The organism is Streptomyces sp. NPDC029956 (assembly GCF_055574655.1).
The window spans coordinates 97324-110325 of the sequence record NZ_JBVHZJ010000019.1 but is presented as its reverse complement, the minus strand read 5'-3'; the positions used below and the strand labels follow the sequence as shown (position 1 = coordinate 110325).

General features: G+C 73.8%; 13 protein-coding genes, 1 tRNA gene and 1 riboswitch. Of the genes, 4 read left to right on the top strand and 10 right to left on the bottom strand.

Annotated elements, in window-relative coordinates; genetic code table 11:
* The first annotated feature begins 63 nt into the window (after nucleotides 1-63).
* The 3 genes from ACZ4XX_RS17955 (at nucleotide 64) to ACZ4XX_RS17945 (ending at nucleotide 2234) form a co-directional block, all read left to right on the top strand.
* Nucleotides 64-1392: a PrsW family intramembrane metalloprotease gene (locus tag ACZ4XX_RS17955; protein WP_468508835.1), complete on the top strand. Its 1329-nt coding sequence runs from the start codon at nucleotides 64-66 to the stop codon at nucleotides 1390-1392.
* Between the two features lie 107 nt (nucleotides 1393-1499).
* Complete coding sequence (locus ACZ4XX_RS17950; RefSeq protein ID WP_209496013.1) at nucleotides 1500-1715, top strand: hypothetical protein; 216 nt, start codon at nucleotides 1500-1502, stop codon at nucleotides 1713-1715.
* A gap of 30 nt (nucleotides 1716-1745) precedes the next feature.
* Nucleotides 1746-2234 carry a hypothetical protein gene (locus tag ACZ4XX_RS17945; RefSeq protein WP_209496012.1) on the top strand — a complete coding sequence of 163 codons (489 nt, stop codon included), beginning with the start codon at nucleotides 1746-1748 and terminating at the stop codon, nucleotides 2232-2234.
* A 72-nt stretch (nucleotides 2235-2306) separates the two neighbouring features.
* Here the strand turns inward: ACZ4XX_RS17945 and ACZ4XX_RS17940 are convergent, their stop codons facing one another.
* The 8 genes from ACZ4XX_RS17940 to ACZ4XX_RS17905 all read right to left on the bottom strand — a co-directional run bounded on the left by ACZ4XX_RS17940 (nucleotide 2307) and on the right by ACZ4XX_RS17905 (nucleotide 9626).
* Nucleotides 2307-3455, bottom strand: coding sequence for a M23 family metallopeptidase (locus tag ACZ4XX_RS17940; RefSeq protein WP_468508834.1), 1149 nt, complete (start codon nucleotides 3453-3455; stop codon nucleotides 2307-2309).
* An 11-nt stretch (nucleotides 3456-3466) separates the two neighbouring features.
* Nucleotides 3467-3612: riboswitch (cyclic di-AMP (ydaO/yuaA leader) on the bottom strand.
* Nucleotides 3613-3813: 201 nt separating this feature from the next.
* A complete protein-coding gene (locus tag ACZ4XX_RS17935) occupies nucleotides 3814-5043 on the bottom strand; it encodes a PP2C family protein-serine/threonine phosphatase (protein WP_468508833.1) in 1230 nt (409 codons plus the stop codon).
* A gap of 239 nt (nucleotides 5044-5282) precedes the next feature.
* A complete protein-coding gene (locus ACZ4XX_RS17930) occupies nucleotides 5283-6503 on the bottom strand; it encodes an MFS transporter (RefSeq protein WP_468508832.1) in 1221 nt (406 codons plus the stop codon).
* Nucleotides 6500-7540, bottom strand: a complete 1041-nt coding sequence (locus ACZ4XX_RS17925; RefSeq protein ID WP_468508831.1) for a PLP-dependent cysteine synthase family protein — start codon at nucleotides 7538-7540, stop codon at nucleotides 6500-6502. The genes ACZ4XX_RS17930 and ACZ4XX_RS17925 overlap by 4 nt, the downstream gene beginning before the upstream one ends.
* A 64-nt stretch (nucleotides 7541-7604) precedes the next feature.
* A complete protein-coding gene (locus tag ACZ4XX_RS17920; RefSeq protein ID WP_468508830.1) occupies nucleotides 7605-7985 on the bottom strand; it encodes a hypothetical protein in 381 nt (126 codons plus the stop codon).
* Between the two features lie 161 nt (nucleotides 7986-8146).
* On the bottom strand, nucleotides 8147-8887 hold the full coding sequence (locus tag ACZ4XX_RS17915; protein ID WP_468508829.1) for a MerR family transcriptional regulator: 741 nt from the start codon (nucleotides 8885-8887) through the stop codon (nucleotides 8147-8149).
* Between the two features lie 117 nt (nucleotides 8888-9004).
* Nucleotides 9005-9078 (bottom strand) — tRNA-Met (locus tag ACZ4XX_RS17910).
* Between the two features lie 53 nt (nucleotides 9079-9131).
* Nucleotides 9132-9626, bottom strand: a complete 495-nt coding sequence (locus ACZ4XX_RS17905; RefSeq protein ID WP_468508828.1) for a rhodanese-like domain-containing protein — start codon at nucleotides 9624-9626, stop codon at nucleotides 9132-9134.
* Nucleotides 9627-9825: 199 nt separating this feature from the next.
* Here ACZ4XX_RS17905 and sigJ point away from each other — a divergent pair, with 199 nt between their 5' ends.
* The gene (gene sigJ, locus ACZ4XX_RS17900) at nucleotides 9826-10779 is read left to right on the top strand and encodes an RNA polymerase sigma factor SigJ (RefSeq protein WP_468508827.1); all 954 of its coding nucleotides are present in this window, start codon (nucleotides 9826-9828) and stop codon (nucleotides 10777-10779) included.
* A gap of 37 nt (nucleotides 10780-10816) precedes the next feature.
* On the opposite strand, the gene ACZ4XX_RS17895 is transcribed toward sigJ, so the two are convergent.
* Together ACZ4XX_RS17895 and ACZ4XX_RS17890 are read right to left on the bottom strand one after the other, a co-directional pair.
* Nucleotides 10817-11407: a phosphatase PAP2 family protein gene (locus ACZ4XX_RS17895; protein ID WP_468508826.1), complete on the bottom strand. Its 591-nt coding sequence runs from the start codon at nucleotides 11405-11407 to the stop codon at nucleotides 10817-10819.
* On the bottom strand, nucleotides 11404-12783 hold the full coding sequence (locus tag ACZ4XX_RS17890; protein ID WP_468508849.1) for a diacylglycerol/lipid kinase family protein: 1380 nt from the start codon (nucleotides 12781-12783) through the stop codon (nucleotides 11404-11406). The genes ACZ4XX_RS17895 and ACZ4XX_RS17890 overlap by 4 nt, the downstream gene beginning before the upstream one ends.
* Between the last annotated feature and the right edge of the window lie 219 nt (nucleotides 12784-13002).

The window sequence follows — 13002 nt, the reverse complement described above, 5'->3', positions numbered from 1 at the left end:
GGGGGAATCGCGACGGGCTTAACCCTTTTCCGGGTGTCGGTGGGGGTCGTTAGGGTCGCTCACGTGTCCTTCCCCGTCCCCACCGAAGCCGGTGCCGCTCCCGTCCCCCACCGGGACACCGAGGAGCCGGCCTTCCCGGCGGCCGCCGACCGGTCCCAGTGGCGCTACCGGCCCCGCCGGGACTTCTGGCGCAGCCGGCTGGTCCGGGGCGTCGCCCTCGTCACCGTGCTCGCGATCTGCGCGCTGTTCATCCTCGGGCTGGTCCGCGAGCAGACGGGCACCGAGGGCTTCCTCGTCGGCCTGGGCCTCGCCGTGCTTCCCGTACCGCTGCTGATGGCGGCGTTCCGCTGGCTCGACCGGGTCGAGCCGGGTCCCTGGAAGAACCTGCTCTTCGCGTTCGCCTGGGGCGCCTTCGCCGCCGCGCTCGTCGCGATCCTGGCGAACTCCTTCGCGGTCCGCTGGATCGCGACGGCCACCGCCGATCCCGCATCGGCGGACACCCTCGGGGCGACCGTCGTCGCGCCCGTGGTGGAGGAGTCCGCGAAGGCCGCCGCGATCCTGCTGCTCTTCCTCTTCCGCAGGAAGCACTTCGGCGGGCTCGTCGACGGGGTCGTGATCGCCGGGTTCACCGCGACCGGCTTCGCCTTCACCGAGAACATCCTCTATCTCGGCAACGCCTTCGGCGAGGACCAGGAGTTCGGCTCCACCGGCCTCGGCTCGGTGACCGCCGCGACCTTCTTCGTCCGGGTCGTCATGTCACCGTTCGCGCATCCGCTCTTCACCGTGCTCACCGGCATCGGCTTCGGCTTCGCCGCCCTCGCGCCGCGCGGCAGGCGCCTGCGCCGGGTCCTGCTGCCGCTCGCCGGGCTGCTGCTCGCCATGGGCCTGCACGCCGCCTGGAACGGCTCCGCGACCTTCGGCGGCCCCCTGACCTTCTACGCGGTGTACGGGGCGCTCATGGTCCCGGCCTTCGGTCTGCTGACCTGGCTCGCGGTCTGGAGCCGGCAGCGCGAGCTGCGCACGATATCCGGCGAGCTCCCGGCGTACGCGGCGGCCGGGTGGCTCTCCCCCGCCGAGCCGCTCGCGCTCTCCTCGATGCGCGCCCGCCAGCTGGCCCGCGCCTTCGCCGCCCGCACGTACGGGCCGCCGGCCGCGCGGGCCGTCGGCGAGTACGAGTCCTTCGCGACGACCCTGGCGTTCCTGCGGGACCGGGCCCGGCGCGGCACGGCCGGGCCCGACTTCCCGGTCCGGGAGCAGGAGTTGCTGCACCACCTGTGGCAGCGCCGGGCGGTGGCCTCCCCCGCGCTCACGTACGCGGCGCGGGCGACGGGCCAGGTGTGGGCGCCGCCGCAGTACCTGGACTACGACGGCTTCAACCCGTACCGCAGCTAGCCGCGGGCGCGAACGCCCCCCAACAGCCGCCGCGAACTGCCGGTGGCGGTCGCCGGGGCCTCCTAGCGTGCCGGTACACCTTTCGTACCCATCCAGGAGGTTGCAGCATGAAGTACACGAGTCGCCCCGCTGTCGGGGGAACCGCCGCCGCGCTCGCGGCCGCCGCGCTCGTCCTCGGCGGAGCGGGTGCCGCGTCCGCGCAGTCCTCGCCCAGGCCCGGACAGATCACCTCGGCCCAGCTGGAGGCGCACCTGGCCAAGGCGGTCGAGCAGGAGCGCACGGCAGCGGCCTGCACCCCGGCCTGCGCCGGCCAGATCGTGTAGCGGTCCCACGCGACGGACGAGGAGGTGGAGATGAACACCGCGGACCGTTCCGGGGAGAGCAGGACATGGTGCCCGAGCGGCAAGGCCGACGCACCGGAGTCGGTGGTCCTGGGGGTGCGGTCGGGGCAGGACGGCGAGGTCGTGTACCTCGCCGACCCCGTGCCGGCCCGCGACGTGCTGCCGGTCGTCCCGAAGGACGTCGAGCCGACCCGGGTCCTGCGCTTCGCTTCGCACTGCGTCAGCAACTGTCTGCACCGCAGGGGCAATGACTGCGGTCTGGTGGAGCGGGTGGCCGCGACGCCGGCGGACGAGCAGCGGAGCGTGCCGCGGTGTCATCTGCGCCCCCACTGCAAGTGGTGGGTCCAGGTCGGTGTGGACGGCTGCCGCAGGTGCCCGGCCCTGGCGACCACCGTCGTCGAGGGCGACGACCTGGGTGCGCTGGTCGCCGACCCCGGCACCACCCGGGAGCAGCTGGACGCCTGGATCGCGGAGGCCGGGGCCGCGGCGCCCGCGCGGTAGGGCGCACACGGCGGCCGGGGCCGGCGCGCCCGCGCGGACGGACCGGGTCGCCCTCGTGGCGACCCGGGCGGGTCAGAGGCTCAGGCCCTTGGAGCGCAGCCATTCCGCCGGGTCGAGGCCGGATCCGCCGGGCGTGTGCACCTCCATGTGGAGGTGGGCGCCCGTGACGTTGCCGGTGGCGCCGACGCGGCCGATCGTCTCGCCGGTGCCCACGGTCTGGCCGGCGGAGACGGTCATGGAGGACATGTGGGCGTACCAGATCTCGGTGCCGTCCGAGAGCTCCAGGACGACGCGGTAGCCGTACGAGCCGGACCAGCCGGCCGACTTGACGGTGCCGCCGTGGACCGCCTTGAGCGGGGTGCCGGTGGGGGCGGCGAAGTCGAGGCCGGTGTGGTAGCCGGAGGACCACATCGAGCCGGACTGCATGTAGGTGGCGCTGAGGCTGTACGAGGAGAGCGGCAGCGTGTAGCTGGCGGCCAGCTTGGCGAGGCGCTCGGCCTCGGCCGCGGCCTCGGCCTTCGCCTTCGCCTCGGCTTCCGCCTTGGCCTTGGCCTCCGCCTCGGCCTTGGCCTTCGCCTCGGCGGCCGCCTTCTCCGCCGCGTCGGCCTTGGCCACGGCCTCCGCTGCGGCCTTCTCGGCCGCCGCCTTCTCCGCCGCGGCCTTGTCGGCGGCGTCGGCGGAGGCCTGCTGCTGCTCGGCCTGCTGGAGGATGCGGGCGCGCAGGGCCTCGCCCGCGTCACCGGCGCCGGGCGCGGCCTTCGTGGCCGGGCCGTCCTGGGTGACCAGGCCGGCCTGCTGCATCTGCGGGGCCTTCGTGCCCTGCTCGTCGTCGACGGTGGCGTACGTGGCGACGGTGAGCGGGTTCGGGTTGGCGCGGGCCGCGCTGACCGTCTCCTGGGCCTCTTCGGGGAGGAGGTCGCCGACACCGGGGAGGTCGTGGGCGTCCGGCAGGTTGAGGTCGGGCAGGTCCGGGAGGGAGATGGCCACCGGGGGCTTCTCCTGCGCGGTGGCGAGGCCACCCGCACCGACGGCCGCGATCACACCGACGCCGAGGACGGTGGAGGAACGGGCGAAGTTGGAGCGCTGCTTGACGACGCGGTGGCGGCCGCCGGAGCGGAGGGATCCCTCGGTGGGGTTCCACTCGGTGTCCGGGGCGGCAGGACCCGCACCACCACCGAAGGCATCGAAGGGGGCTTCGGGTGCGGGAGTGTTGGACGCCACGAAGGCGCGCTCCTTTCCTTCCTTCTCGCCTACCGGGTTAGCTGACGGGTTCGGAGCAGGAAGGTCTCCTACGGGCACGTCGCACAGGTGCGAAGGGCCCGATTCACCCCAAGTAGTGGTTCCCCGGTTCCTTTTCAGGATTCGGCGCGTGCGCACGGTGCCGTCTCTTGCGACGGCTGGGACGACCGCACTGCGTTATCGAACGTTAATAGACACGGGGTGCCGATTCCAAGCCGTTCCCCTTGATCATTCATTGAATTGAGGGGGAATGGTCCGAGTTGACCCCCCTTCAGTAAGGGACGCCGAAACCCGTGCGATCTGACGTTATGTCAATTGTTATCGCAGTGGCACCCCGCGACTACGGCCGGTGACCGGACCCGCCCCGCGGCGAACCGGAGCCGCTCGGCGGCACCACCGGCATCGTCCGGCGCCGCTCCGGCTGCCCCGTCGCCGGACGGCTCACCGCGAGCAGCGCCATGTCGTCGGTCGACCCGCCGCCGGTGTGCAGCCGTACGTCGTCCACGAGCGCGTCGAGCAGCTCCTCGGGCCCGGGGAAGATCCGCCCGGCGAGCCGTTCACCCGGGTCGTAGAAGACGCCCTCGGCGTCCCGTGCCTCCGACAGACCGTCGGTGTAGAAGAGCAGCGTCGTGCCCGGCGGGTACGGCCGCGCCTCGGCCCGGTCCGGCCACGACGCCAGATCGCCCATGCCCAGCGGCAGCGCCGGCTCGCCCGGCTCCAGCATGTCCAGGCGCCCGTCCGCGTACAGCAGCAGCGGAGGCGGGTGCCCGCGGTTGACGACCCGTACGAAACCGTCGAAGGTGCCGCCCCCGTCACCGCGCGGGATCTCGGCGAGGACGGCCGTGGTGAACCCCTCGAAGGCGTCGAGCCCGTGCCGGCGGGTGCCCTCCCGGGCGAGAGCGCGTTCGAGCCGCTGCGCCACGCCCTCCAGGGTCCGCTCCTGCTCGGCCGCCTCCCGGAACGCCCCGATGACGACGGCGACGGCCTCGACCGCGTCCAGGCCCTTGCCGCGGACGTCGCCGACCACGAGCCGTACCCCGTAGGGGGTGTCCTGGACGGCGAACAGGTCGCCGCCGATGAACGCGTCCGCCTGCGCCGCCTCGTACCGCGCCGCGCACTGCAGCCCGCCGATCCGCTCGGCGGGCGTCGGCAGCACCGCCTTCTGCGCGGTCTCCGCGATGACCCGCGCCGAGGCGAGCCGCTCGCCGCTGCGGAGGACGACCCGGTTGATGAGCATGGCGAGCGCGAAGACCGTGAGCACGGTGAGGAACTCGGTGAGCGAGGGGATCTCGGTCGCGGTGCCGTTGTAGACGTGCAGCCCGGCGGAGGCGAGGACGGCCGCGATCCCGGTGAGCAGCGTCGTGAGGGTGGAGAAGAGCGGTGCCGTGATCAGCGGGGCGGCGGAGAACATCGGCGCCGCGCTGTACTTGGCAGGCGTCAGGACGTCGAAGACGACACCGCCCACGATGATCAGCGGCGGCAGCGCCCGGATGAAGCTCCGGGCGCCCCCGTACGGGCGGCGGCTCGCGCCGCCCGGCCGCCCGCCGATCACTCCTGGGGGGTGCCCCACCTGTGCTCTCCTGCCCGGTCCGTACCCGGCCGCGGCCCGTACCGCGCCCTCCCCAGGGTGGCCGCCGCCGCCCGGGGCGGCGACTCCCACGGGGCCGACTGGCGTACGCCCCGGGGAGGCCCGGCCACGCGCGTGGAGGCAGGACAGCCTGGGCACGCGCGCGTGGAGACGGGACGCTTGGCCACGCGCGCGTGGAGACGGGACAGCGCGCACCCGGCCTCCACGCGCGCGGCCGGGTATCAGTCGGTGGCCGTCCCCTCGGCCAGCCGGCCGCCCCTCGCCAGGAGGGCCATCGCCGCCGCACACCCCAGCCCCACCGCGCACAGCGCGAGCCACGGCACCGCCGACCACCCGGTCACGTCGAGCAGCGCGCCCGTGCCCAGGTTCCCGAGGGTGATCCCGATCCCGCACACCGTGTTGTAGAGCCCGTAGTGGGTGGCCACCCAGCGCCCCCGGGACAGGGCGACGACGGTGTCCATCTCGTACGGGTAGAGCACCGCGTTCGCGACGGCGAGGACCGCCGCGCACAGCAGCAGCCCCACCAGGCCACGGCCCAGGGCCGCCGGGAGCAGGAAGGCCCCGCCCATCAGGGCGAGCCCGAGGACCAGACACCGCTCCCGGCTCAGCCGCCGCCTGCACCAGGCGGTGATCCGCAGCTGCCCGGCGAGCGCGACGAGCGCGGAGACGACGAAGAGCGCCGTCGTGGGTCCCGGGCCGCCGGCGGCGAGCGGCAGCGCCAGATAGACCTGGAAGGACAGCACGTACGAGCCGGTCATCGCGAGCGAGAAGAGCCAGAAGGTCCGGTGGGAGAGCACCGTGCGGAACTGCCCGCGCCCCTCCCCGTCCGGCTCCCGCCGCTCCCCCCGTGCGGGCATGTACCGGAGCTGTACGAGGGTCAGCCCGGCGAACAGCACCGCCGCCACCACACACGTCAGCCGGAACGACACCCCCGTCAGGGCCACCCCCACGAGTGGCCCGAGCAGGATGCCCGCCTGGTAGTACACGTTGAACAGGGCGAAGGCCTCGACCCGCCGCTCCTCCCCCGCCTCCGCCGCGAGACAGGCCCGTACGGCGGGGTTGAACAGCGCCCCCGCGAGCCCGGTCGCGAGCGAGGCGGCGATCAGCATCGGGAGCGACTGCGCGAACGCGAGGGCTCCGAATCCGGCCGTCCGCAGCGCGCAGCCGGCCACGATGAGCGGCTTGAAGCCGAGCCGGTCGGCGAGCGCCCCGCCGACGAGGAACATGCCCTGCTGGGAGAGGTTCCGGGCGCCGAGCACGAGCCCGACCGCCCAGGCCGCCATGCCGAGCCCGTCCGCGAGGTGCGCGGCCAGGTACGGCATGAGCATGTAGAAGCCGAGGTTGATGGTGAGCTGGTTGAGGAAGAGGAGCCGGACGGCCGGTTCGAAGGTACGGCTCTGCTTCCAGACGCCGCCCCTGGGCTGCGCTGTCGTCGTGGTCAACGCGCCGGCCCCGTCCGGTCCATGACCCTGTGGGTCCAGCCGCTGACCGTGTCGGCGGAGACGTACCCGGCGGGATCCTCCCGTACGGGCCCGTCGAGGAGGCCGTGGGCCGCGCAGAACTCGTCGTTGAAGACGGTGTCGAAGTACCGCTGCGGCCCGTCGGGGAAGACGGCCGCGATCCGCGTCCCGCGCGGCCGGGTGCGGGCCAGCCACCCGGCGACCAGCGCGACCGCGCCGACGCTCCAGCCGCCCGTGGCGAACTGACGCGAGGCCAGCCGGCGGGCCGCCCGTACCGCCTCGGCGGGTCCCACCCAGTGGATCTCGTCGAAGGCGCCGTGGTCCACGTTGCCCGGGTGGATGGAGGAGCCGAGGCCGCGCATCAGCCGCTCCCCGGCCGGCAGGCCGAAGACGGTGGAGCCCACGGAGTCCACGCCGACGAGTTCGAGCGCGGGGCTGCTGGTGGCGCGCAGGGCCCGGGAGATCCCGGCCGAGTGGCCGCCGGTGCCGACCGCGCAGACGAGGACGTCGATCCGGTCGAGCTGCCCGGACAGCTCGGCGGCGAGCCCCGCGTACGCGTCGGGGTTGTCGGGGTTCCCGTACTGGTCGGGCCACCAGGCCCCGTCGAGGCTCACGAGCAGCTCGGCGACCCGGTCCATCCGGGCCTGCTGCCAGCCGCCCTTGGGGCTCGGCTCCGGTACGACATGGACCCGGGCGCCGTGGGCGACGAGCATCCGCTCGACGATCGGTTCGAGGCCGGGGTCGGTGACGACGTGCACCGGATGGCCGTGCAGGACCCCGGCGAGGGCGAGGCCGAGGCCGAGGGTCCCGGAGGTGGACTCGACGATCGGGGCGCCGGGCCGCAGCTCACCGCGTCGGCGGGCCTGTTCGACCATGTAGAGGGCGGCGCGGTCCTTGATGCCGCCGAAGTTGAAGCCTTCGAGCTTGGCCCAGTAGCCGTCGTCCGTGCGGAGGACGGGGGTGTTGCCGACGGTCTGCTCGGCGACGGGCAGCAGGCTGCCGGACAGCAGGTTGTTCACGGGTGGGACGTCCTTGGGGTGAGTACGCGGAAGGGGGCCTGGTCACGCGAGGGCGAGACCCGGCTCAGTTCCGGTCCACTCCGAGGGCGATCAACAGCCGGCCCGGCTCGGGGCCGGGTCCCGCCCTGCCCCGGACACAGCGCGCGCGGGGGTCGGCGCGGAGGTCGGCCGCGTACGGCAGGAGCACGGCGCCGCCGGCGTCCGGCGCGGCGAGGGGTGCGGCGGCGGTCTGCGCGGGGAGGTGGACGTCGAAGGACCACCCCTCTCCGGACCGCTCGCAGCCGTGCGGCAGCGCGGGGGCCGAGACGACGGTCGCGGAACCCGAGGGCGGCAGCAGGTGCCCGTGCGAGCCGTGGCAGACGCTGACGAGGAGGGCGAGGAGCGCGAGCAGGACGAGGACGGCGGGCGCCCGCCGGCGTACGTCACTCACGCGCTCGTCACTCATGGTGCGCGTGACACTACGGTGGGGCAGTGCGGGCACACAAAGTGACAGGCGCGGTTTTGGCCACCGTTTACTTCCGACAGCCGGGGCTTCCGGCAGCCGGGTGTCCCGCGGCCGGGGCTTCCGACAGCCGGGCTTCCGGCGGCCCGACGGTTCGGATCGGACTACAGGTTCCGCTCCGCGTAGATCTCCAGCGCGTCACGGACCAGGACTGCGGTGCCCTCACCGTGCCGGTCGTAGTTCGCGGTGAAGCGCGGGTCGTCGACGTACATGCGGCCGAGACCGATCAGGTACTCCTTGCTCGGGGTCGTGGTGGTGGACAGCCACGCGACCTGGCGCCACGCGATCGCCTGCACCTCGTCGCTGTCGGCGGCGAGACCGTCCCTGAGCGCCCGCGCGAAGTCGCGGGCGATGCCGGACTGCTCGTCCATGAACATCTTCTTCTGCGCCGGGGTGAGCGAGCGCCACCAGCGGTCGGCCTTCTCGTAGGCGCCGCGGCCCCAGCGCTCGGTGACCTCCTCCTCGTACACCGTGTGGTCGAAACCGTCGAACACTTCGTCGGCCATGAGCTCTTCTCCGTTCTCGGTCTTGTGGAGAGTGGTCCGCACCGAGGCGATCTGCCGTCCGATGCGCTCGCGTTCCTGCTCCAGGAGCGAGAGGTGGGTGCGCAGGGCGGCGGACGTGTCCCGCTGCCCCGCGAGGACCTCGGCGATCGCGGGCAACGAGAGCCCCAGCTCGCGCAGCAGCAGAATCCGCTGCAGCCGCACGAGCGCCGCCTGGTCGTAGTACCGGTAACCGTTCGCGCCGATCCGGCTCGGCTCCAGCAGTCCGCGGTCCCCGTAGTGCCGGAGGGTGCGACTGGTGGTGCCGGCCTTCTTGGCGATCTCTTGGATCGACCACTCCATACCGAGAACGCTAAATCTTGACGTCGCGTAAAGGTCAAGCGCCGGCCTGCGGCAGCCGCGCGGGAACGACGAAGGCCCGGATCCAGTGACTGGATCCGGGCCTTCGTTGCTACTGAGTAGCGGGGACAGGATTTGAACCTGCGACCTCTGGGTTATGAGCCCAGCGAGCTACCGAGCTGCTCCACCCCGCGTCGGTAAACACGACTCTACGGCATGACCGGGGCGATCCGGAAATCGGATTCCGTCAGCAGCCGCAGTCGTCCGAGTCCACCGGCGCCGTGAGCGGGTCCGCGGCCTTCTCCGCGGGCCCCTCCCAGGTCTCGTACGCGAAGCCCTCGCGCACCCAGTACTCGAAGCCGCCGAGCATCTCCTTCACCTGGAATCCCAGCTCCGCGAGGGCCAGCGCGGAGCGCGTCGCGCCGTTGCAGCCGGGGCCCCAGCAGTACGTGACGACCGGCACGGACCGGTCGAGCAGCCGCTCGGCCTGCTCCGGGATCAGCGCGGTCGGGAGGTGGACGGCACCGGGGACGTGCCCCTGGTCCCAGGAGGCGGTCGAACGCGAGTCGATCACCACGAAGCCCGGGTCGGTGCCGTCGGCGGCAGCGGCCGCCAGCGCGGAGGCCACGTCGGAGACGTCGGCGTGGAAGGCGAGGCTCGCGGAGAAGTACGCGGCAGCGGCGGCGGGAGAGGCCGGCGGGGTCCGGAGCACGGCGTTGACCTGCGAAGTTGTCGTCGTCATGCGGATCAATCTACGGATGATGATCACGGCCCTGAAGGGATGATCCCCGGCGCCCCGATGCATCGGCCGGGGAATCCCCGGCGTTCCCCGGACGGCGTCGTGGATCTCACGTACCGGAATCGTCGGCACCGCCGATACCCCGCCGCCAGGGGCGTGACAGGCGGCGTCACATCGACGAGCTTTGATCCGTCATGACGACATGACGGGACGCGAACGGGGAGATCGACGAGTGGAACAGCACCTCGACAACCACACCGGCGGCACGGACCTGCTGGCCCGCCGCTTCGAGGCCGACCGGGGGCATCTGCGGGCGGTGGCGTACCGGATGCTGGGCTCGCTCAGCGAGGCCGAGGACGCCGTCCAGGAGGCCTGGTTCAAGCTCAACCGCAGCGACATCAGCACGGTGGAGAACCTGAGCGGCTGGCTGACCACGGTCGTCGGGCGCGTCTGCCTCGACATGCTGCGCTCACGCGGCTCGCGCCGCGAGGACCCGCTGGAGTACTACGTCCCCGACCCGGTCGTCCGGGTCGCCGACACCACCGACCCGGAGCACGCGGCCGAGATCACGGAATCCGTCGGCCTCGCGCTCCTCGTCGTCCTGGAGACCCTCGGCCCGGCCGAGCGGCTCGCGTTCGTGCTGCACGACATGTTCGCCGTCTCCTTCGACGAGATCGCACGGATCGTGGACCGCACCCCGGCCGCCACCCGCCAGCTCGCCAGCCGCGCCCGCCGCCGCGTGCAGGACGCCGCCCCCGCCCCCGGGCCCGACGCGCGCCGGCAGCGGGAGATCGCCGACGCCTTCCTCGCCGCCTCGCAGGGCGGCGACTTCGAGGGGCTGCTCGCCGTCCTCGACCCGGACGTGGTGCTGCGCGCGGACGGGGGCCGGACGCTCGCGGCCGTCTCCAAGGTCGTGCGGGGCGCCGAGGCCGTCATCTCGCAGGCCCTCATGTACGCCAGGTTCCGGCAGGCCTCGCTGCCGGTCGTGGTCAACGGCGCGCCCGCGTTCGTCGCGGTCGTCGACGGCCGCCCGAGCGTCCTCATGTCGTTCACGATCGCCGGGGACCGCATCGTCGAGCTCCAGGTCCTGGCGGACCCGGAGCGGCTCGCCTCGCTTGACCTCCCGGAGGAGGACCTGGCCCGCGCGACGTTCTGAGACGGACGACGCCCGACCGGGTGTCTCCGACGCCCGGTCACTTCCTCCTGGCGGCCGTCAGCGAGGCCACGGCCGTCAGGGAGACGGCCGCGCTCGCGACGCCGAGGACGGCGCCCGCGGCGACGTCACCCGGGTAGTGCACCCCGGTGTGGACACGGGAGTACCCCACGGCCATCGCCAGGACCTGCAGGGGCACCGAGACCGGCGGGAAGACGACCCCCACGGCGGTCGCGAAGGCCACCGCCGACGCGGTGTGCCCGGAGGGGAACGACGCCGAGTCCGGCATCGGCACGTGGCGGCCCACCACGACCCGGGCCGCCTCCCGGTCCGGCCGCGGCCTGCGGACGAGGCGCTTGCCCAGCAGGTTGGCCGTGGCCGAGGCGACGGCCACGGCCCCGACGCCGGCCAGCGCGGCGCGGCGCGGCCGGCCGGGCACCAGGGCGAGCCCGGCCGCCACGGTGAACGAGATCTTGGAGTGGTTCGCCGCGTGCGACAGCCTCCGGAAGCCCGTGTCGAGGGTGGGCGTCGGCGTGGCGGCCACGGCGGCGTAGACGGCCCCGTCGATCGCGCGGAGGTCGCGGAAGACCGCCCGGACGGGGTTCTTGGTGGGTGTGGTGGTGCCGGTCATGAGCCGCTGCTCCTCGAAGTGGTCCGGAAGGCGATTTCGGTGATGCGCCGCCAGTCCAGGGGCGGCTGGGGCTCGATGACGCCGGGCCGGTGACGCGGCACGAGCACCCGCAGCGCACGGGGGCGCAGGGTACAGACGACGGGGGTGGGAAGGGTCAGCGCCTCACCGTCGACGGCGACGGCGATGGTGCCGGGGACGCCGGGGGCCCGGGCCGGCGCGGGGACGAAGGCCGAGGGGGGCACGGGGACGGGGGCCGCGGCCTTCCCCGTCACCTCGACCCGAGCGGCCGTCAGGACGTTCAGCCCGGTCGAACCGGTGCCCAGTACGGCCATCTCGGCGGCCTGCGCGGCCCCGTCGACCCGGACGGCGATCACCCCGAGCTCGCCGCCGTCCAGGCGCGGTCTCCGGGCGGCTGCGGCGCTGAACGGATCAGGCGCGGCGTACGCGTTGTTGCTGACGAGGAGGGCCTGCTGGGCGGGGAGCCGGAGGCCGTCGGCGGTCGCGTCGAGACGGTCGCCGCCACCGCCCTGGAGCAGGTCGGGGAGGACGTCGACGGCGGTGCCGGCCTTCGCGTCGCGGTACTCGGGGAGCTGGACGACATCGGCGTACACACCGAACGAGACCGTGTTGACGAACGCCCGCCCGGACACGGAGCCGAGATCGACGCGGAGTTCCTCGCCGTCGACGAGGGCGTCCAGGCAGGTCGCCGGGTCGGCGCGGTCGAGACCCAGGTCGAGGGCGAAGTGGTTGCGGGTTCCGGCGGAGATGACGAGGAAGGGCAGGTCGTGCTCGGCGGCCACGGCGGCGACCAGCGCCTGCGTACCGTCCCCCCCGGCCACCCCGAGCAGGTCGGCGCCGTCGGCGACGGCCTCCCGGGCGAGCGCGGCGACGTCGGTCTCGACGGACGGGTCGATCAGGACGACCCTCGCCCCCAGCTTCTCGGCCCGCTCGACGAGCCCGAAGCGGGCGACCTTCCCGCCCCCGGACTTCGGGTTCATGATCAGTACGGGCCGCTTCGGCCGGGGCCGCCGCTTCGGCCGCGGGCGCGCGGGCGCGCCGTTCCCGTCCCGGATGAGGCGCAGGGCGGCCCGCGCGCAGACCAGCGCCACGCTCCACGACGCGAGGGCCCCCAGCGCGGTCAGCCAGGGTCCCCAGACGACGTACATGACGAGGACGGCGAGCGGCGCGGCGACGGCCAGCAGGGCACCGGACACCCGCAGCGGCCCGCGGTGGGCGAGGAACCACCAGATGCCCACGGCCGAACAGGCGAGCCCCACGAACGCGCCGAGGAGGACCAGCACTCCGGCGCCGCCGAGCCCCGTCAGCAGCAGCACGACCGCCAGCGCCGCGGCGCCGAGCGCCCACCGCGCCAGCATCCGGGCCTGGTCCACCGGATCACCCGATCCGCTCACCGTCACGGTCCCCACCTCCACGCTCAGCGTCCACGAACCAGATTCGCCCACGGTGCCGCGCACCGCGTCCCGGATACGGAAGCGGGGGGGGGGGGGGGGGGGGGGGGGGGGGGGGGGGGGGGGGGGGGGGGGGGGGGGGGGGGGGGGGGGGGGGGACGGAGGGGGGGGGGGGGGAGGGCAAGC